Annotated in this window: 16 protein-coding genes; 15 read left to right on the plus strand and 1 reads right to left on the minus strand. The window is 67.3% G+C overall.

The features are described 5' to 3' along the window. Complete coding sequence (locus P7644_RS15005) at positions 1-1371, minus strand: tryptophanase (protein ID WP_404300048.1); 1371 nt, start codon at positions 1369-1371, stop codon at positions 1-3. Positions 1372-1712: 341 nt separating this feature from the next. Between P7644_RS15005 and P7644_RS15010 the strand changes: the two genes are divergently transcribed. The 15 genes from P7644_RS15010 (at position 1713) to P7644_RS15080 (ending at position 18276) form a co-directional block, all read left to right on the plus strand. Beyond that, the gene (locus P7644_RS15010; protein ID WP_404303223.1) at positions 1713-2705 is read left to right on the plus strand and encodes a peptidase U32 family protein; all 993 of its coding nucleotides are present in this window, start codon (positions 1713-1715) and stop codon (positions 2703-2705) included. A 17-nt stretch (positions 2706-2722) separates the two neighbouring features. Next, the gene (locus P7644_RS15015; protein ID WP_404300049.1) at positions 2723-3622 is read left to right on the plus strand and encodes a U32 family peptidase; all 900 of its coding nucleotides are present in this window, start codon (positions 2723-2725) and stop codon (positions 3620-3622) included. A gap of 21 nt (positions 3623-3643) precedes the next feature. After that, complete coding sequence (locus P7644_RS15020) at positions 3644-4162, plus strand: SCP2 domain-containing protein (RefSeq protein ID WP_404300050.1); 519 nt, start codon at positions 3644-3646, stop codon at positions 4160-4162. Then, positions 4159-4557 (plus strand): putative zinc-binding protein, encoded by a 399-nt coding sequence (locus tag P7644_RS15025; protein ID WP_404300051.1) that lies wholly within the window; start codon positions 4159-4161, stop codon positions 4555-4557. The genes P7644_RS15020 and P7644_RS15025 overlap by 4 nt, the downstream gene beginning before the upstream one ends. Beyond that, positions 4554-5141, plus strand: a complete 588-nt coding sequence (locus tag P7644_RS15030) for a UbiX family flavin prenyltransferase (protein WP_404300052.1) — start codon at positions 4554-4556, stop codon at positions 5139-5141. The genes P7644_RS15025 and P7644_RS15030 overlap by 4 nt, the downstream gene beginning before the upstream one ends. An 85-nt stretch (positions 5142-5226) precedes the next feature. Continuing rightward, positions 5227-6711, plus strand: coding sequence for a 4-hydroxy-3-polyprenylbenzoate decarboxylase (gene ubiD / locus P7644_RS15035; protein WP_404300053.1), 1485 nt, complete (start codon positions 5227-5229; stop codon positions 6709-6711). A gap of 17 nt (positions 6712-6728) precedes the next feature. Next, positions 6729-7880, plus strand: a complete 1152-nt coding sequence (locus P7644_RS15040; protein ID WP_404300054.1) for a cytochrome P450 — start codon at positions 6729-6731, stop codon at positions 7878-7880. Between the two features lie 62 nt (positions 7881-7942). Next, positions 7943-9307, plus strand: a complete 1365-nt coding sequence (locus P7644_RS15045) for an MBL fold metallo-hydrolase (protein WP_404300055.1) — start codon at positions 7943-7945, stop codon at positions 9305-9307. 185 nt (positions 9308-9492) lie between these two features. Beyond that, positions 9493-10440 carry a LysR family transcriptional regulator gene (locus tag P7644_RS15050; RefSeq protein ID WP_404300056.1) on the plus strand — a complete coding sequence of 316 codons (948 nt, stop codon included), beginning with the start codon at positions 9493-9495 and terminating at the stop codon, positions 10438-10440. Positions 10441-10477: 37 nt separating this feature from the next. Then, complete coding sequence (gene leuC, locus P7644_RS15055) at positions 10478-11899, plus strand: 3-isopropylmalate dehydratase large subunit (protein ID WP_404300057.1); 1422 nt, start codon at positions 10478-10480, stop codon at positions 11897-11899. Between the two features lie 24 nt (positions 11900-11923). Continuing rightward, positions 11924-12049 carry an entericidin A/B family lipoprotein gene (locus tag P7644_RS15060; protein ID WP_404300058.1) on the plus strand — a complete coding sequence of 42 codons (126 nt, stop codon included), beginning with the start codon at positions 11924-11926 and terminating at the stop codon, positions 12047-12049. A 20-nt stretch (positions 12050-12069) separates the two neighbouring features. Further along, on the plus strand, positions 12070-12723 hold the full coding sequence (gene leuD, locus P7644_RS15065) for a 3-isopropylmalate dehydratase small subunit (RefSeq protein ID WP_404300059.1): 654 nt from the start codon (positions 12070-12072) through the stop codon (positions 12721-12723). A gap of 139 nt (positions 12724-12862) precedes the next feature. After that, positions 12863-13933 (plus strand): 3-isopropylmalate dehydrogenase, encoded by a 1071-nt coding sequence (leuB, locus tag P7644_RS15070; protein WP_404300060.1) that lies wholly within the window; start codon positions 12863-12865, stop codon positions 13931-13933. A gap of 265 nt (positions 13934-14198) precedes the next feature. Beyond that, entirely contained in the window at positions 14199-15329 is a 1131-nt protein-coding gene (gene asd / locus P7644_RS15075; RefSeq protein ID WP_404300061.1) for an aspartate-semialdehyde dehydrogenase, read from the plus strand. Between the two features lie 271 nt (positions 15330-15600). Beyond that, the gene (locus P7644_RS15080; protein WP_404300062.1) at positions 15601-18276 is read left to right on the plus strand and encodes a FimV/HubP family polar landmark protein; all 2676 of its coding nucleotides are present in this window, start codon (positions 15601-15603) and stop codon (positions 18274-18276) included. The last annotated feature ends 50 nt before the right edge of the window (positions 18277-18326 follow it).

An 18326-nucleotide genomic window follows, 5' to 3' on the forward strand; every position in this document is an offset into this window, starting at 1 on the left:
TTACACCCACGCGCACTCGCAGGTGAAGTGGCGCAGGAACCGGGGCTGCTTGGTGATCTTCACGCCGCGGATGCTCGCGGCCTTCTGCTTGACCTCGGCGATCACCTCGGCCGCGTAGTCGAAGTGGCTCTGCGTGTACATGCGGCGCGGAAAGGCCAGGCGCACCAGCTCCATGCTGTGGTAGGTCTCTGTGCCATCCTGAAGGCGCTTGCCGAACATCACCGAGCCGATCTCCACACCGCGTATGCCGCCCTCCAGGTACAGCGCATTGCACAGCGCCCAGGCCGGGTAATGTGCAACGGGCATGTCGGGCAGCACGGTGCGCGCGTCGATGTAGACGGCGTGGCCGCCCGTGGGCTTGACGAAACCCACCCCGGCGGCCTCCAGCTTTTCACCCAGGTATTCGGCGGTGCGCAGGCGGTAGCGCAGATAGTCCTCCTGCAGGCCCTCCTCGAGCCCCACGGCCAGCGCCTCCAGGTCGCGCCCGGCCATGCCGCCGTAGGTGGGAAAGCCCTCCATCATGATCAGGTCGTTGCGCACTTCGTCCAGCCATTCGTCGCTCCTGAGCACGATGAAGCCGCCGATGTTGACCATGCCGTCCTTCTTGGCGCTCATCGTGGCGCCGTCGGCGTAGGAGAACATCTCGCGCGCGATGTCCTTGATGGACGTGTGCTCGTAGCCCGGCTCGCGCATCTTGATGAACATGGCGTTCTCGGCAAAGCGACACACGTCCATGATGAAGGGCTTGCCGTATTTTTTGAGCAAGGCGGCATAGGCGCGGATGTTGGCCATGGACACGGGCTGGCCGCCGCCGGTGTTGTTGGTCACCGTCAGCATGCCAAAGGGGATGCGCGCCCCTTCCTTTTGCAGCAGGGCCTCGGCACGCTCCAGGTCGATATTGCCCTTGAAGGGGTGGATGGTGGCCGGCTGCAGGCCCTCCGGGATGACCAGATCAACGGCCTCCACCCCTAGGTATTCGAGGTTGCCGCGCGTGGTGTCGAAGTGGCAGTTGTTGGGCACCAGGTCGCCCTTCTTGCACACCGCCGTGAACAGCACCTTCTCGGCCGCACGGCCCTGGTGCGTGGGCACGAAATGCGCCATGCCGGTGATGTCCTGGATCACCTTCTCCAATCGAAAGAAGCTGCGCGCGCCGGCGTAGCTCTCGTCGCCCTCCATGATGGCACCCCACTGGCGTGCGGACATGGCGCCCGTGCCCGAATCGGTGAGCCAGTCGATGAGCACGTCCTCGGCACGCAGCTTGAAGACGTTGAGTTTTGCCTCTTCCAGCAGGCGTTCGCGCTCCGGGCGTGTGGTCATGCGTATGGGTTCGATGCTCTTGATGCGAAACGGCTCGATCAGGGTCTTGGGCATGGTCTTTCTCCGCGAATCAGCGTGGATGAATGCGCGAAGGTAGCTGCGCGCCAGAAACCATGGTGTCGGTCTTTTCCAACATTCAGCTAAAAAATTGTCAATACATACCAGGTGCACATTTCCGATAGTTTTTCTCGGAAACACCCCTCTCTTGACAAAAATCATGCTGTGGTCTTTCGCATCGTCCTAAGGTACGCGGCCTGCAGGCTCATGCCAACGCATTGATCGCTTCGAGATACACAGTGAACGCCATATTGAACGCCGCAGTGAACGCAACTGCCAGCCCCAGCACCACTCCCCCCACAGCGACGGCGACCAGCGCCGCCCGCAACGCGCCCGAACTGGTCTGCCCCGCCGGCAGCCTGCCCGCGCTGAAAACCGCCATCGACCATGGCGCCGACTGCGTCTACCTGGGCCTGCGCGACGCCACCAACGCGCGCAACTTTGCCGGGCTGAACTTTGACGAGACCGCCATCCAGAACGGCATTGCCTACGCACACGCGCACGGCGCCAAGGTGCTGATGGCCCTCAACACCTACCCGCAGGCCAGCAACCCCGCGCCCTGGCACTCGGCGCTGGATCGCGCGGCCGCCTGGGGCATTGATGCCGTGATCCTGGCCGACCCAGGGTTGATGCGCTATGCCTGCGACAAACATCCCGACCTGCGCCTGCACCTGTCGGTGCAGGGCTCGGCCACCAACCACGACGCCATCAACCTGTACCACCAGCAATTCAACATCCAGCGCGCGGTGCTGCCGCGCGTGCTGTCGCTGGAGCAGGTGCGCCAGGTGGTGCAGCGCACCCCTGTCGAAATTGAAGTCTTTGGCTTTGGCAGCCTGTGCGTGATGGTCGAGGGGCGCTGCGCGCTGTCGTCCTACGCCACGGGCGAGTCGCCCAACACCCACGGCGTGTGCTCGCCGGCGAAGTTCGTGCGCTGGCAGGAAACGCCCAAGGGGCTGGAATCGCGCCTGAATGGCGTGCTCATCGACCGCTACGGATCGGGTGAGAACGCCGGCTACCCCACGCTGTGCAAGGGGCGCTTTGATGTGGGCGAGGAGAGCAACTACTACGCGCTGGAGGAGCCCACCAGCCTGAACACCCTGGAGCTGCTGCCCCAACTGGTGAAGATGGGCGTGCGCGCCTTCAAGATCGAGGGCCGCCAGAGGAGCCCCGCCTATGTGGCCCAGGTCACCAAGGTCTGGCGCGAGGCCATAGACCACTGCATGGCGCAGGGCCACCTGTACGCGCCCAAAACCGCCTGGATGGCCAGCCTGGACCAGGTGGCCGAGGGCCAGCAGCACACGCTGGGCGCCTATCACCGCCCCTGGAAGTGATTCGGATGAGCACGATGATGAAATTAGCCCTGGGCCCGCTGCAGTACTACTGGCCGCGCGACACCGTTTTTGAGTTTTATCAGGCTGTTGCCCAGACTCCGGTGGACATCGTCTACCTGGGCGAGGCCGTGTGCTCGCGCCGCCGCGAGCTGCGCCAGAGCGACTGGATGGACATCGCGCGCATGCTGCGGGACGCGGGCAAGGAAGCCGTCATGTCCACCATGGTGCTGCTGGAATCGACCAGCGACGTGGCCGACATGCACAAGATCGTGCGCGATGAGGAATTCCTCATCGAGGCGAACGACATGGGCGCCGTGCACAACCTGACCGGCAAGCGGCCTTTTGTTGCCGGGCCGCAGCTCAACGTATTCAACGCCGACACGCTCTCCTGGATGGCCAGCCTGGGCGCCAAGCGCTGGGTGATGCCGCTGGAGATGCGCCAGAGCGACCTGGCCGCGCTGCTGCAAGCCAAGCCCGCCGGGCTGGAGACCGAGGTGTTCGCCTACGGCCGCATGCCGCTGGCTTTCTCTGCGCGCTGCTTTACCGCGCGCCACTACAACCTGCCCAAGGACGACTGCGGCTTTCGCTGCATCGAGCATCCGGACGGGCAGCTGCTGCAAACGCGCGAGAAGGAATCCTTCCTGGTCATCAACGGCATCCAGACCCAGTCGGCCAAGGTGCACAACCTGGTGGGTGACATTCCCTCGCTGCGCGCCGCTGGCGTGGACGTTCTGCGCATCTCCCCGCAGTCCCAGCACACCGAGAAGATCATTGCCGCGTTTGACGCAGCGCGCCAGGCCGCACAGCCCAACCCGGCCGCGCTGCAAGCCATGCGCCCCTTCATGCCCGAGGCGTCATGCAATGGATACTGGCATGGTCGCCCGGGCCTGGACCTGATCGAGCCCGCCCTGGCCTGAAGCTTTGCAAGGATGGACACCATGAACCCCTCCCCGCCCGCCCCGTTCACCCTGCCCCGCCCCGTGGGGGCCCTGCTCTCGCGCCTGCCGGCCTACCCCGGCTCCATGCTGCTGGTGGCGGCCATCAACTTCGCGCTGGCCAAGCAGCTGCCGCAGGACGTGAAGGACATCCTGCAGGGCAAGCGCCTGGCGATCCGTGTGCGCGATGCGCGCGTGGGTTTTGACTTCAGTTGGAATGGCCAGCGTTTTGCCCCCAGCAGCCCGCAGTCCAACCCTGATCTGGCCATCAGCGCCAATGCGCAGGACTTCCTGCTGCTGGCGCAGCGCCGCCAGGATCCTGACACCCTGTTCTTCAACCGCCGCCTGGTCATGGAGGGCGACACCGAGCTCGGCCTGGTGGTGAAGAACGCCCTGGACGCCCTGGAGCTGCCCGTGCTTGACCCCAGCCACTGGAGCCCGCGCGCCGTGCTGGAGCGCAAGGCCCCCCACCTCGCGCGCCAGCTGCCGCCGCTGCCTGGGTTCCTGAGAGCCAGGCCATGAGTGACGATGGCGGCGCAGAAGACCTCCCGCCACTGGTCTACTCCTGCTCGGGCTGCTCCAGTGCGGCACAACTGGCCAATCATGTGGCCGTACAGATGGACCGGCGCGGCAGCGCCGAAATGTCGTGCATCGCCGGAGTCGGCGGCGACGTGCCCAAGCTGGTCCGGCTTGCCAAGAGCGGCCGCCCCATCCTGGCGCTGGACGGCTGCCCGCTGGTGTGCGTGAAAAGCGTGCTGGCGCGCCATGGCCTGAACCCCGCGCGCCACTACCAGCTGCACGAATACGGCGTGAAAAAGCGCACGCACCAGGACTTCGATCCCGCCCAGGCCGCCGAGGTACTGGATCGCATCCAGGCCGACCTGCACGAGCACCCATTGCATAAGACAGGCACATGAGCACCACCCCCAAGCGCATCATCGTCGGCATCTCGGGCGCCAGCGGCGCCGTCTATGGCACGCGCCTCCTGCAGGCCCTGCACGAGATCGGCGGCATCGAATCGCACCTGGTGGTGTCCGAGGCCGGCTGGCGCAACCTGCGCCACGAACTGGGCATGGAGCGCGCCGAGGTCTGCGCCCTGGCCGATGTGGTGCATGACCTGCGCAACGTGGGCGCCAGCATTGCCAGCGGCTCGTTTGTCACGCACGGCATGGTGGTGGCGCCCTGCTCCATGCGCACGCTGGCGGCGATTGCCCACGGCCTATCGGACAGCCTGCTCACGCGCGCGGCCGACGTGACGCTCAAGGAGCGCCGCCGCCTGGTGCTGCTGACGCGCGAAACGCCCCTGCACCTGGTACACCTGCGCAACATGGTCGCGGTGACCGAGATGGGCGCCATCGTCAGCCCGCCCGTGCCCGCGTTCTACAAGCGCCCGCGCACCGTCGACGACATCATCGAGCACAGCGTGGCGCGGGCGCTCGACACGCTGGGCATAGAGCATGGGCTGGACACGCGCTGGCCGGGACTGGCCATGGACGCCTGATAGACTACTTTATTTGTAGCATTTAGCGCTTACCAGACAAGCCTTTGAGCCCGTTTTAGCGCATACACCCAGGTTAGAACTCCCAATGCACTATCGCGACCTGCGCGACTTCATCACCCAGCTGGAGGCCGCAGGCGAGCTGCGCCGCATCGGCCAAAGCGTCTCGCCGCATCTGGAGATGACGGCGTTCAGCGACCGCGTGCTGCGCGCCAAAGGCCCGGCCCTGCTGTTCGAGAACCCCACGGGCCACCGCATGCCGGTGCTGGCCAATCTGTTCGGCACACCCGAGCGCGTGGCGCGGGCCCTGGGCGTGGCAGGCCTGCCTGCGATACGCACCTTTGGCGAGGTGCTGGCATCCCTGAAAGAGCCCGAGCCGCCGCGCGGCATGAAGGACCTGTGGGGCCGGCGCGAGCTGGTGAAGACCCTGTGGAGCATGGCGCCCTCGATGGTGCGCCGCCCGCCCTGCCAAGAGATCGTCTGGGAAGGCGACGAGGTCGATCTGGGCAGACTGCCGATCCAGCACTGCTGGCCCGGCGACGTGGCACCGCTCGTCACCTGGGGCCTGACGATCACGCGCGGGCCCAACAAGCAGCGCCAGAACCTGGGCATCTACCGCCAGCAGGTGATAGGAAAAAACCGGCTCATCATGCGCTGGCTGGCACACCGCGGCGGGGCGCTGGACTTTGCCGAACACTGCCGGCAAAACCCCGGCCAGCCTTACCCCGTGGCCGTCGCCATTGGCGCCGACCCGGCCACCATCTTGGGCGCCGTCACGCCCGTGCCCGACACGCTGTCGGAATACCAGTTCGCCGGCCTGCTGCGCGGCGCGCGCACCGAGGTGGCGCCCGCCATCGGCGTGCCGCTCTCGGTGCCGGCGAACAGCGAGATCGTGCTCGAGGGCCATATCCACCCCGACGCCACGCACAAGAGCGGCTGGCAGCATGCGCTCGAAGGGCCCTACGGCGACCACACCGGCTACTACAACGAATGCGCCGAATTCCCGGTGTTCACCGTGGAGCGCATCACGCTGCGCGAGGGCGCGCTCTACCACAGCACCTACACCGGCAAGCCGCCCGACGAGCCCGCCATGCTGGGCCTGGCATTGAACGAACTGTTCGTGCCGCTGCTGCAGCGCGCCTTCCCCGAGATCATCGACTTCTACCTGCCGCCCGAGGCCTGCAGCTATCGCATGGCCGTGGTGCGCATCCGCAAGGCCTACGCCGGCCACGCGCGGCGCGTGATGATGGGCGTGTGGAGCCATCTGCGCCAGTTCCTCTACACCAAGTTCATCGTCGTGGTCGACGAGGACGTGGACGCGCGCGACTGGAAGGAAGTCATCTGGGCCATGACTACGCGCATGGACCCGGTGCGCGACACCATGCTGATCGAGAACACCCCCATCGACTACCTCGACTTTGCTTCCCCCGTGGCCGGCCTGGGGGGCAAGATGGGGCTGGACGCGACCAACAAATGGCCCGGCGAGACCCAGCGCGAATGGGGCCGCACCATGGCCATGGATGCCGATGTGAGCCGGCGCATGAATGCCCTGGCCGATGACCTGGGTCTGTAAGCCCGATGGAGCAGAGCATGAGCCACACCACCCCCACGCCATGGAACCCTCAGGCCCCCGAAGTCCTCGCCGACCAGCGCGCCGCCTACGACAGTCTGCGCGAGCGCTGCCCGCTGGCGCACAGCGACTCGCAGCACACTTCGGTGCTGCGCCATGCCGAGGTCATGCAGGTGCTGCAGGATCACGCCACCTACAGCAGCGCCGTATCGGCGCACCCGGCCGTGCCCAACGGCTACGACCAGCCCCAGCACACGCAGTACCGCCGGGCGCTCGACCACTTCTTCGCGCCCGAGCGCATGGCGCACTTTGAACCCGTCTGCCGCGCCCTCTCCATCGCCACCGCGCAGGAGGCCCTGGCCCTGGGCGGCGCGCTGGAGATCACCCAGGAATTCGCCCTGCCCTTTGCCGTGCGCGTGCAGTCGGCCTTCCTCGGCTGGCCCACGCTGCTGCAGGACGAACTGCTCGGCTGGCTGCGCCGCAGCCACGCCGCCACGCGCTCGGGCGACCGCGCCCAGACCTCGGCCGTGGCCCGGGAGTTCGAAGACCTGGTCGAGCGCGTGTGCCAGGCGCGGCGCGACGCGCCGCCCACGCAGGACATCAGCAGCGAGCTGATGCACACCCGCGTCGACGGCCGCCCGCTCGACCTGCGCGAGCTGGCCAGCGTGCTGCGCAACTGGACGGTGGGCGAGGTCGGCACCATTGCCGCCTCCATCGGCATCCTGCTGCACTGGCTGGCCAGCCACCCCGACTGGCAGCAGCGCCTGCGCGAGCAGCCCGCGCTGCTGCCCACGGCCATCGACGAGGTGCTGCGCATCGACGGCCCGCTGGTGGCCAACCGCCGCATCACCAGCCGGCCGGTAGAGCTGGGCGGCTGCCCGCTACCGGCGGGCGAACGCCTGTCGGTCAACTGGATCGCCGCCAACCGCGACCCGCGCGTGTTCGGCGATCCGGACGAGTTCCGCATGGACCGCGACCCCGCGCTCAACCTGCTCTACGGCGCCGGCATCCACGTCTGCCCCGGCGCGCCGCTGGCGCGGCTGGAGCTGCGCGTGCTGCTGGAGGAAGTGCTGGCGCGCACGCGCCTGATCCGGCTCAGCCCCGATCACGCCCCCGTCCGCGCCGTCGCCCCGGACGCCGGCTACGCCACACTCCGGGTTCAGTTGCGCTGACAACGCGCGACAACCCGCGTACGAGCCTGCTACGCTGGCAGGCATAGCACCACGGAGGGCCTATGTCCGTCAGCATCACTTTCCTCGGCGGCGCCGGCACCGTCACCGGTTCCAAGTACCTCGTGCGCCATGGCGGCCAGGCGCTGCTGGTGGACTGCGGCCTGTTCCAGGGCTACAAGCTGCTGCGCCAGCGCAACTGGCGGCCGCTGCCGGTGGCGCCGCACGAGATCGACGCCGTGCTGCTCACCCACGCCCACCTGGACCATTCGGGCTACCTGCCGCTGCTGGCGAAGGGCGGCTTTGGCGGGCCGGTGTTCTGCACCTCGGGCACACGCGACCTGTGCGCCATCCTGCTGCCCGACAGCGGCCACCTGCAGGAGGAGGAAGCGGCCTACCTCAACCGCCACCACCTGAGCAAGCACGAGCCCGCGCTGCCGCTGTACACGCGCCTGGACGCGCAGCACAGCCTGGCGCTCTTGCGCGTGCAGCCCATGCGGGCGGAGTTCGAGCCCCTGCCCGGCTGGCGCGCCAGCTTCACGCGCGCCGGCCATATCCTGGGCGCGGCCAGCGTGCTGCTGGAGGTGGGCGGGCGGCGCATCCTGTTCTCGGGCGACCTGGGCCGCCCGGACGATCTCTTGATGTGCGCGCCCGACGCGCCGCCCGCGGCCGATACCGTGCTGGTCGAATCCACCTACGGCGACCGCAGCCACCCGCCGGGCTCGGTCGTCGACGAACTGGGCCCGCCCCTGGCGCGGCTGGCCGCGCGCGGCGGCGTGGCCGTGGTGCCGGTATTTGCCGTGGGGCGGGCGCAGACGGTGCTGCACGCCATCGCACGGCTCAAGGCCCGCGGGGATCTGCCCCCGGGCCTGCCGGTCTACCTGGACAGCCCCATGGCCGTGAGCGCCACGCAGCTGTTCCAGGACCATGTCGGCGAACATTGCCTGAGCCACGCCGACCTGCGCGCCATGGCGCACGGCACCACGCTGGTGCACAGCGTGGACCAGTCCAAGGCCCTGGCGCGCCTGCATGGGCCGCGCGTGATCCTGTCGGCCAGCGGCATGGCCACGGGCGGGCGCGTACTGCACCACCTGCAGCTCCATGCGGGCAACCACCGCAACATGATCATCCTCACCGGCCACCAGGCCGGCGGCACGCGCGGCGCGCGCATCGCCGCGGGGGAAAAGAGCATACGCATCCTCGGGCGCGAGGTGGAGATCCGCGCCGAGGTGGTGCAACTGGCCACGGCCTCGGCCCATGCCGACGGCAACCAGGTGCTGGACTGGCTGCGCGCCATGCCTACGGCGCCGCGCCGCGTGTACGTGGTGCATGGCGAGCTGCCCGCGGCCGACATGCTGCGCCAGCGCATCGACCATGCCCTGGGCTGGTCCGCCGAGGTGCCGGAGCATGGCGACACCGTGACGCTGTAAAAATTGATTGAAAAACGGCTTTATCGCTTACAGGCAAAGCGTTAGCAGCTCTTCTTTGAGGAGCAAAATCACCTCGATATTACGCATGCCGGCATGCATGCCATCGTTTTTCACGATGACAAAACTCCTGCATCAAGGGGAAAATACAGGTCTTGCCTCTCCAAACGAGAAGTCACCACCTTCCAATGAAAAGCTCCGAGCGCAGTTTTGCGCGCCGTATCGACCTGACCTCGCTGCAACTGTTCGTCGCCGTGTGCGAGCTGGGCAGCATCGGCCGCGCGGCCGAGCGCGAGTTCATCGCCGCCTCGGCCGTGAGCAAGCGCCTGTCCGACCTGGAGGCCGCGGTGGACACCGCCCTGCTGTACCGTCACAGCCGCGGCGTGACGCTGACCCCCGCGGGCGAAAGCCTGCTGCACCATGCGCGCACCGTGCTCTTCGGCCTGGAGCGCATGCAGGGCGAGCTCTCCGAATACGCCGAGGGCGTGCGCGGCCATGTGCGCATGCATGCCAACATCTCGGCCATCGTGCAGTTCCTGCCCGAGGATCTGGGGCAATTTGCGCGCACACACAGCCAGATCAAGATCGACCTGCAGGAGCACCTGTCGCCCGACGTGCTGCACGCGGTGCACGAAGGCGCGGCCGACCTGGGGATCTGCAACCTGGGCAGCGGCAACGGCGCCAGCGGCGCGCAGCTGCAAAGCCGCCCCTATCGCAACGACCGATTGATGCTTGTCGTGCCGAAAACGCACACCCTGTCTGCGCGAAAAGCTATCAAATTTGAAGAAGTGCTGGACTGGGACATCGTCGGCCTGCATGCCGGCAGCAGCATCAGCCTGGCCATGCGCCAGGCCGCGGCGCAGGCCGGGCGACCGCTGCGCCAGCGCATCCAGGTCACGAGCCTGGACGCCATGTGCCGCATGATCGACAACGGCCTGGGCGTGGGCCTGCTGCCCGACCGCGCCTTTGCCCTCATGCGGGGCCTGGGGAGCCTCGCCGCCGTGCGCCTGGACGAGCCCTGGGCCGAGCGCGAGCTGCGCCTGGTGGCGCGCGACTTCGACGCCCTGCCCGTCACGGCGCGGCTGCTGGTCGAGCACCTGACGGCCGCCACCGAACCACTTGCGGCCACCGCCTAAAATTTTCATCTCACCTGTCCAACGAAACGAGACCGCCATGGGACGCACCCTGTACGACAAGATCTTCGACGAGCACGTCGTCCACACCGAGGAGGACGGCACGGCCGTGCTCTACATCGACCGTCACCTGGTACACGAGGTGACCAGCCCCCAGGCCTTCGAAGGCCTGCGCGAGGCCGGGCGCAAGGTGTGGCGCACCAGCTCCATCGTCGCCACGGCCGACCACAACACACCCACCACGGGCTGGGAGCGCGGCTACGACGGCATTGCCGACCCGATCAGCAAGGAGCAGATCGTCACGCTCGATAAAAACATTGCCGAATCGGGCGCGGCCGCGTTCTTCCCCTTCCTGTCCAGGCGCCAGGGCATCGTGCACGTGATCGGCCCCGAGAACGGCGCCACCCTGCCCGGCATGACCGTGGTCTGCGGCGACAGCCACACCAGCACGCATGGCGCCTTCGGCGCGCTGGCGCACGGCATCGGCACCAGCGAGGTCGAGCATGTGATGGCCACCCAGACCCTGCTGGCCAAGAAGGCCAAGAACATGCTGGTCAAGGTCAACGGCAAGGTGGCCCCCGGCATCACGGCTAAGGACATCGTGCTCGCCATCATCGGCAGAATAGGCACCGCCGGCGGCACGGGCTACACCATCGAGTTTGCCGGCCAGGCCATCCGCGACCTGAGCATGGAAGGCCGCATGACGGTGTGCAACATGGCCATCGAGGCCGGCGCGCGCGCCGGCCTGGTGGCCGTGGACGACAAGACCATCGCCTACGTCAAGGGCCGCCCGCTGGCGCCCACGGGCGTGGAATGGGACCAGGCCGTTGATTACTGGAGGACGCTGCACTCGGACGCAGACGCCAAGTTTGATGCCGTGGTGGAGCTCGACGCCGCAGCCATAGTGCCGCAGGTCACCTGGGGCACCAGCCCCGAGATGGTGCTGGGCGTGGATGCCAGCGTGCCCGATCCGGACAAGGAAAAGGACGCCAACAAACGCGGCGCCATGGAACGCGCGCTGAGCTACATGGGCCTCACGCCCGGCAAGCCCTTGAGCGACATCTTCGTGGACAAGGTGTTCATCGGCTCGTGCACCAACAGCCGTATCGAGGACATGCGCGAGGCCGCCGCCGTGGTCAAGAAGCTGGGCCAGAAGGTCGCCAAGAACATCAGGCTGGCCATGGTCGTGCCCGGCTCGGGCCTGGTCAAGGAACAGGCCGAACGCGAGGGCCTGGACCAGATCTTCAAGGCCGCGGGCTTCGAATGGCGCGAGCCCGGCTGCTCCATGTGCCTGGCCATGAACGCCGACCGCCTGGAGCCCGGCGAGCGCTGCGCCTCGACCAGCAACCGCAACTTCGAGGGCCGCCAGGGCGCGGGCGGGCGCACGCACCTGGTCAGCCCGGCCATGGCTGCGGCGGCGGCCATCCACGGCCATTTCGTCGATATCCGCAAGTTCGCCTAACCCTTGATTTCAGCGAGCCCCACCATGAAGCCCTCCTTCTCCATCCTGCTGATCGGCCTGGCCCTGACCCTGGGCGCCTGCAACACCATCAAGGGCATTGGCCAGGACGTGCAAAGTGCCGGCGGCGCCATAGAGCGCGCCGCTCGCTGACAACCCCATACTCAACCGCCATGCAGAAATTCACCATCCACCAGGGCCTGGTCGCCCCCATGGACCGCGAGAACGTCGACACCGACGCCATCATCCCCAAGCAGTTCCTGAAGTCCATCAAGAAGACGGGCTTCGGCCCGAACCTGTTCGACGAATGGCGCTACCTGGACCAGCCAGGCGAGCCCGGCGTGCCGGAAGAAAAGCGCAAGCCCAACCCCGACTTCGTGCTGAACCAGGCGCGCTACCAGGGCGCGTCCATCCTGCTGGCGCGCAAGAACTTCGGCTGCGGCTCCAGCCGCGAGCACGCCCCCTGGGCGCTGGATCAGTACGGCTTTCGCGCCATCATCGCACCGAGCTTTGCCGACATCTTCTTCAACAACTGCTTCAAGAACGGCCTGCTGCCCATAGTCCTGCCCGAGGCCGTGGTCACCCAGCTGTTCGACGAGGTGGCGGCCTTCCCCGGCTACCAGCTGAAAATCGACCTGGAGCGCCAGGTGGTGATCCGCCCCCAGGGTGAGGAGATCGCCTTCGACGTGCTGCCGTTCCGCAAGTACTGCCTGCTGGGCGGCTTTGACGACATCGGCCTGACCCTACGCCACAAGGACAAGATCGCCGCCTTCGAGGCCGAGCGCCTGGCGACCAAGCCCTGGCTGGCGCATACCATGGCATCCTGAAATCGCCCGCCGTCATCCCCGCGAAGGCGGGGATCCAGGTTCTTCCAAACGTTCTCCCTTCACGGCTGTGGATTCCCGCTTTCACGGGAATGACGCGCCAATAAAACGCCAGCAGCTATCAATTTAGAAAGTCCACGCCATGAAAATCGCAGTTCTCCCCGGTGACGGCATTGGCACCGAAATCGTCGCCGAGGCCGTCAAGGTCTTGAAGGCCCTGGACTTGAAGTTCGAGCTGGAAACCGCCCCCGTCGGCGGCGCCGCCTACGAGGCCGCGGGCCATCCCCTGCCCGATTCCACCCTGAAGCTCGCCCGCGAGGCCGACGCCATCCTGTTCGGCGCCGTGGGCGACTGGAAGTACGACAAGCTCGACCGCCCGCTGCGCCCCGAGCAGGCCATCCTGGGCCTGCGCAAGGCGCTGGGCCTGTTCGCCAACTTCCGCCCGGCCATCTGCTACGAGCAGCTCACGCACGCCTCCAGCCTCAAGCCCGAGCTGGTCGCGGGCCTGGACATCCTCATCATCCGCGAGCTCACCGGCGACATTTACTTCGGCCAGCCGCGCGGCCGCCGCGTTGCCACCGACGGCCATTTCCCCGGCGCCGAGGAAGCCTTCGACACCATGCGCTACAGCCGCCCGGAGATCGAGCGCATCGCCCGCGTGGCCTTCGAGGCTGCCAGGAAGCGAGGCAAGAAGGTCACCAGCGTGGACAAGGCCAATGTGCTGGAGACCTTCCAACTATGGAAGGACGTGGTCACCGAGGTGCACAAGGACTACCAGGACGTGCAGCTGGATCACATGTACGTGGACAACGCCGCCATGCAGCTGGTGAAGGCGCCCAAGGCCTTCGACGTCATCGTCACCGGCAACATGTTCGGCGACATCCTCTCGGACGAGGCCTCCATGCTCACCGGCTCCATCGGCATGTTGCCCTCGGCCAGCCTGAACGACAAGAAGCAAGGCCTGTACGAGCCCAGCCACGGCAGCGCCCCCGACATCGCCGGCAAGGGCGTGGCGAATCCGCTGGCCACCATCCTGTCTGCGGCCATGATGCTGCGCTTCTCTTTGGGCCAAGCCGAGGCCGCAGACCGCATCGAGGCCGCCGTGAAGCAGGTGCTGGCCCTGGGCCTGCGCACACCCGACATCTACAGCGAAGGCACGACCAGGGTGGGCACGGTGCAGATGGGCGACGCCGTCGTCAACGCCCTGCGCTGATGCCGCGTTAGCCATAGGATGCAGTGCCCAGCGCTGCATCCTCTACAATGTTTTTCCATGTTTGCCGCCCGCCCGTTTCCGCTGAAGAACAAGCCTGCCCCCACGGCAGCGCCGGCCGCGCGCGCAATCACCAAAACCACGACCATTAAGGGCTGATCCAGCTCCGGCATCGTCGTGCGCCCTCCCTGGCCCAGACGAGCCGGGGGTGAACAGAAAAGCCCCCCCGCGGTCGGGCACTGTTTCTTAAACTGAAAGGGCGTTGAAAATGAGCAAGTTGGTAGGTTTGGTCGGCTGGCGCGGCATGGTCGGCTCGGTCCTCATGGACCGCATGAAGCATGAGAAGGACTTCGATCTGATCGAGCCCCTGTTCTTCTCCACCTCGAACGCGGGCGGCAAGGCCCCGGCCATGGCCAAGAACGAGACCGCGCTGAAGGATGCGTTCGACATTGAGCAGCTCAAGCGCTGCGACATCATCATCACCGCCCAGGGCGGCGACTACACCAGCGAGGTCTTCCCCAAGCTGCGCGCCGCCGGCTGGAAGGGCCACTGGATCGACGCCGCCTCCACGCTGCGCATGAAGGACGACGCGGTCATCATCCTCGACCCCGTCAACATGCCCGTAATCAAGAACGCGCTGGCCAAGGGCGGCAACAACTGGGTGGGCGGCAACTGCACCGTGTCGTGCATGCTGATGGGCGTGGGCGCGCTGTACAAGGCCGGCCTCGTCGAATGGATGAGCACCCAGACCTACCAGGCCGCCAGCGGCGGGGGCGCGCAGCACATGCGCGAGCTGCTGGCGCAGTTCGGCACGCTGAACCACGAGGTGCGCGATCTGCTGGCCGACCCGACCAGCGCCATCCTGGAGATCGACCGCAAGGTGATCGGCAAGCAACGCGGGCTCGAGGACGCCGAGAAGGCCAATTTCGGCGTGCCGCTGGGTGGCTCGCTGATTCCCTGGATCGACAAGGATCTGGGCAACGGCATGAGCCGCGAGGAATGGAAGGGCGGCGCCGAGACCAACAAGATCCTGGGCCAGGGCGAGGGCTTCGGCACCCCGGCCGTACCGGTGGACGGTTTTTGCGTGCGCATTGGCGCCATGCGCTGCCACAGCCAGGCGCTGACCTTCAAGCTCAAGAAGGATGTGCCCGTGGCCGACATCGAGGCCATGATCGCCGCCGACAACGACTGGGTGAAGGTGGTGCCGAACAACCGCGAGGACACCATGCGCGACCTGACCCCCGTGGCCGTGACCGGCACGCTGACGATTCCCGTCGGCCGCATCCGCAAGATGGCCATGGGCCCCGAGTACCTGGGCGCCTTCACCATCGGCGACCAGCTGCTGTGGGGCGCGGCCGAGCCCCTGCGCCGCATGCTGCGCATCCTGCTGGACGCCTGATGCCCGCGGACGGCGCCACCGCGGTGGCGCCGCTTATCATCGGCGGCGGCTCCATGCCCTGTTTGCCCATCGTTGCCTGTTACCAACAGGCCGGGCCGCTTTTCATTCCTTCCAACAGGGCAGGGAGAGGCGCTCCATCGCCTCGGCTTGTCAGTGCAAGTCGTTGATGCTATGGTGCTTTTACACATTTTCACGCTCTGGAGCAGATCTTGACATGACGTCAAAAGCACCGCTCCACACGACTGCACCCATATCCTCATTCGTCGCACACATGCATCGCTGGAAATTTTCTGTACTGGCCACCGCGGCCATTCTGTCGGCCGGCCTGTTCAGTACCGATGCCCGTGCCCTGGCGCTGGGGCGCGTGAACGTGCAGTCGGCGTTGGGTGAGCCGCTGCGCGCCGAGATCGAACTGCCGCAGATCACGGCCGCCGAGGCCGAATCGCTGCGCGTGAGCACCGCACGCCCGGAAGCGTTCCGCGCCCAGGGCCTGGAATATTCGCCGGTGATTGGCAACGTGCAGGTGCAACTGCAGCGCCGCGCTGATGGCTCCATGGTGCTGCGCTTGAGCAGTGCCCGCCCCATCAACGAGCCCTTTGTGGACATGGTGATCGATGCCACCTGGAGCTCCGGCCACATCATGCGCAGCTACACGATGCTGTTCGACCCGCCGGCACAAAGTCGCACGCCAGCCGCTGTCACGGTGGCACCGCAGGTGACCGCCCCGCGGCCCGAAGTCGCCCAACCCGCACCGCGCCCAGCTGCGGCGCCTTCGGTCGCTCCGGCCGCGCCCGCCGCGGCCGCACCCACACCCCGTCCCGCCCCGCAGGCCGCACCCACACCCCGCCCTGCCCCGCAGGCGGCACGCGCACCCAGTCGCCCAGCCACGGCCGAAACCCCTGCCGCTGGCAGTGATTCACTCAAGGTGCGCCCCGGCGACACTGCCGGTCGCATTGCCAACGCCCACCGCCCGGCCAGCGTTTCGCTCGATCAGATGCTGGTCGCCATGGCCCAGACCAATCCCCACGCCTTCATCGACGGCAACGTCAACCGCCTGCGCTCGGGCGTGGTGTTGCAAATGCCCGATGAGGCCAGCGCACAGGCCACCCCGGCCGCCGAAGCGCGCCAGATCGTCGCCGCACAAAGCCAGGACTTCAACGAATACCGTCGCCGCATGGCCAGCGCCGTCCCCAGCGCCGAGGTGGCAGCCGCCAAGCGCTCTGCCCGCGGCACCGTGCAGGCGCAGGTCGACGAATCCAAGCCGGCAGCAGCCAGCCCCGACAAGCTCACCCTGTCCAAGGGCGGCGTGCAGGCCCGCAAGGCTGACGAGCAACTGGCCCGCGACAAGCAGGCAGACCAGAACACGGCCCGCCTGGCCGAGTTGTCCAAGAACATCACCGAGCTCAACCAGCTCAGCGGCGCATCGGCGCAGGCCGGCGCCCCCGCAACCGCCAGCCCCCCCGGGATTGCCATGCCCGCACCTGCAGGGCTGCCGGCAACCACTACGCCAGCGCAGTCCAGCACCGAAGCGCCCCCCGCGCCCGCAGCGGCTGCCCGCGTAGCCTCGGAGGCCGTGGCGCAGGCATCCCCCCCCGCACCCGCTGCAGCCGCCGCACCCAAGCCTGCCGTGCAACCAGCAACGCACGAAGAACCCAGCTTTTTCGACTCGCTCACCGAAGACCCGCTGCAGACGGGTGGCGCTCTTGCCCTGGTGCTGGCATTACTCGGCTATGGCGGCTACCGCGTCGCCCAAAGCCGGCGCAAGCAGGGCGCCGTAGACAGCTCCTTCCTGAGCAACAGCGCTCACCCGGACTCCTTTTTCGACGCCAGCGGCGGCCGACATGTGGACACGGCCGACAGCCGCCTGACCACGGGGGCATCGTCCATGATCTACTCGCCCAGCCAGCTCGATGTGGGAGGCGACGTGGATCCCGTAGCCGAGGCTGACGTGTACCTGGCCTATGGCCGCGATCTGCAGGCCGAGGAAATCCTCAGGGAGGCCATGCGCCACAACCCCGAGCGCGTGCAAATCCCTGCGAAACTGGCCGAAATCTACGCCAAGCGCCAGGATCACAAGGCACTGGAATCCGCTGCGGCGGACGTGTTCCGCCTGACCAACGGCCAGGGCACCGAGTGGGCACGCGTCTCGGAATTGGGCCGCACACTGGATCCTGGGAATGCGCTGTACCAGCCAGGTGGCCGTCCGGCCACATTGGCGGATGCCGACCCGCCAGCCACCTCGGCCACCACTTTCCCCAGCACCCTGCCGGTGGCACCGGCCATAGCCATCACCACCGACCCCGATTCCGTACTGCCGGATCTGGATCTCGATCTGGACTTGGATCTGGATCTGCACGAAGCGCCGCCGGCCTCGGCCCCTGCACCCAGCGCCTTCGCCATGGCCGCAGCCGCCAACGAACAGGCAGCAACCCAAGCCGCCGCAGCAGAGCCAGCCACCAGCCTAGAGCCCCTCCCTGCGCTGGATTTGGCGGACCTGGATTTGGGTGACCTGGAACCAGGCCAGCAAGAGCCGGTGACTGAGCCTGCCGAGGGCGCGCCCGAGCCTGACGAAATCGCCCCCCTCACGACCGAGCCTACGCCACTGGAGTTCGAGGCCGATGCGCTGGCGCTGATGGACCCGGTCGCTGCCCCGCTTGCCGATAACGACGTCAAGGACTCGTCCCCGGCACCTTTGGAGTTCGACCTGGGCGATCTGACGCTGGATCTCAGCGTGCCCGCCGAGCCCACTCCCCCGCCGCAGACGGAGGCAAGTGCCGCCACCGAGGCCCTGCCCGACAACCCTCTGGCCACCAAGCTCGCCCTCGCCGAAGAGTTCGACACCATTGGCGACAGCGAGGGCGCACGCACCCTGGTGGAGGAGGTGATCGCCGAGGCCTCGGGCGAGCTCAAGGCCCGTGCCCAGCGCCTGCTGGCCCAGCTCGGCTGATGCGCGCCCATGCACGCGCGCACGGCCCGCGCCGGGCCGACGCAGCACTT

The organism is Alicycliphilus denitrificans, assembly GCF_044792555.1.
Taxonomy (GTDB): domain Bacteria; phylum Pseudomonadota; class Gammaproteobacteria; order Burkholderiales; family Burkholderiaceae_C; genus Alicycliphilus; species Alicycliphilus denitrificans_A.

What these genes read in the sequence shown, in the direction of transcription:
- P7644_RS15005 (WP_404300048.1), bottom strand. Translation starts at nt 1,371, where the DNA reads ATGCCCAAGACCCTGATCGAGCCGTTTCGCATCAAGAGCATCGAACCC.
- P7644_RS15015 (WP_404300049.1), top strand. Translation starts at nt 2,723, where the DNA reads ATGAAATTAGCCCTGGGCCCGCTGCAGTACTACTGGCCGCGCGACACC.
- P7644_RS15020 (WP_404300050.1), top strand. Translation starts at nt 3,644, where the DNA reads ATGAACCCCTCCCCGCCCGCCCCGTTCACCCTGCCCCGCCCCGTGGGG.
- P7644_RS15025 (WP_404300051.1), top strand. Translation starts at nt 4,159, where the DNA reads ATGAGTGACGATGGCGGCGCAGAAGACCTCCCGCCACTGGTCTACTCC.
- P7644_RS15030 (WP_404300052.1), top strand. Translation starts at nt 4,554, where the DNA reads ATGAGCACCACCCCCAAGCGCATCATCGTCGGCATCTCGGGCGCCAGC.
- ubiD (WP_404300053.1), top strand. Translation starts at nt 5,227, where the DNA reads ATGCACTATCGCGACCTGCGCGACTTCATCACCCAGCTGGAGGCCGCA.
- P7644_RS15040 (WP_404300054.1), top strand. Translation starts at nt 6,729, where the DNA reads ATGAGCCACACCACCCCCACGCCATGGAACCCTCAGGCCCCCGAAGTC.
- P7644_RS15045 (WP_404300055.1), top strand. Translation starts at nt 7,943, where the DNA reads ATGTCCGTCAGCATCACTTTCCTCGGCGGCGCCGGCACCGTCACCGGT.
- P7644_RS15050 (WP_404300056.1), top strand. Translation starts at nt 9,493, where the DNA reads ATGAAAAGCTCCGAGCGCAGTTTTGCGCGCCGTATCGACCTGACCTCG.
- leuC (WP_404300057.1), top strand. Translation starts at nt 10,478, where the DNA reads ATGGGACGCACCCTGTACGACAAGATCTTCGACGAGCACGTCGTCCAC.
- P7644_RS15060 (WP_404300058.1), top strand. Translation starts at nt 11,924, where the DNA reads ATGAAGCCCTCCTTCTCCATCCTGCTGATCGGCCTGGCCCTGACCCTG.
- leuD (WP_404300059.1), top strand. Translation starts at nt 12,070, where the DNA reads ATGCAGAAATTCACCATCCACCAGGGCCTGGTCGCCCCCATGGACCGC.
- leuB (WP_404300060.1), top strand. Translation starts at nt 12,863, where the DNA reads ATGAAAATCGCAGTTCTCCCCGGTGACGGCATTGGCACCGAAATCGTC.
- asd (WP_404300061.1), top strand. Translation starts at nt 14,199, where the DNA reads ATGAGCAAGTTGGTAGGTTTGGTCGGCTGGCGCGGCATGGTCGGCTCG.
- P7644_RS15080 (WP_404300062.1), top strand. Translation starts at nt 15,601, where the DNA reads ATGCATCGCTGGAAATTTTCTGTACTGGCCACCGCGGCCATTCTGTCG.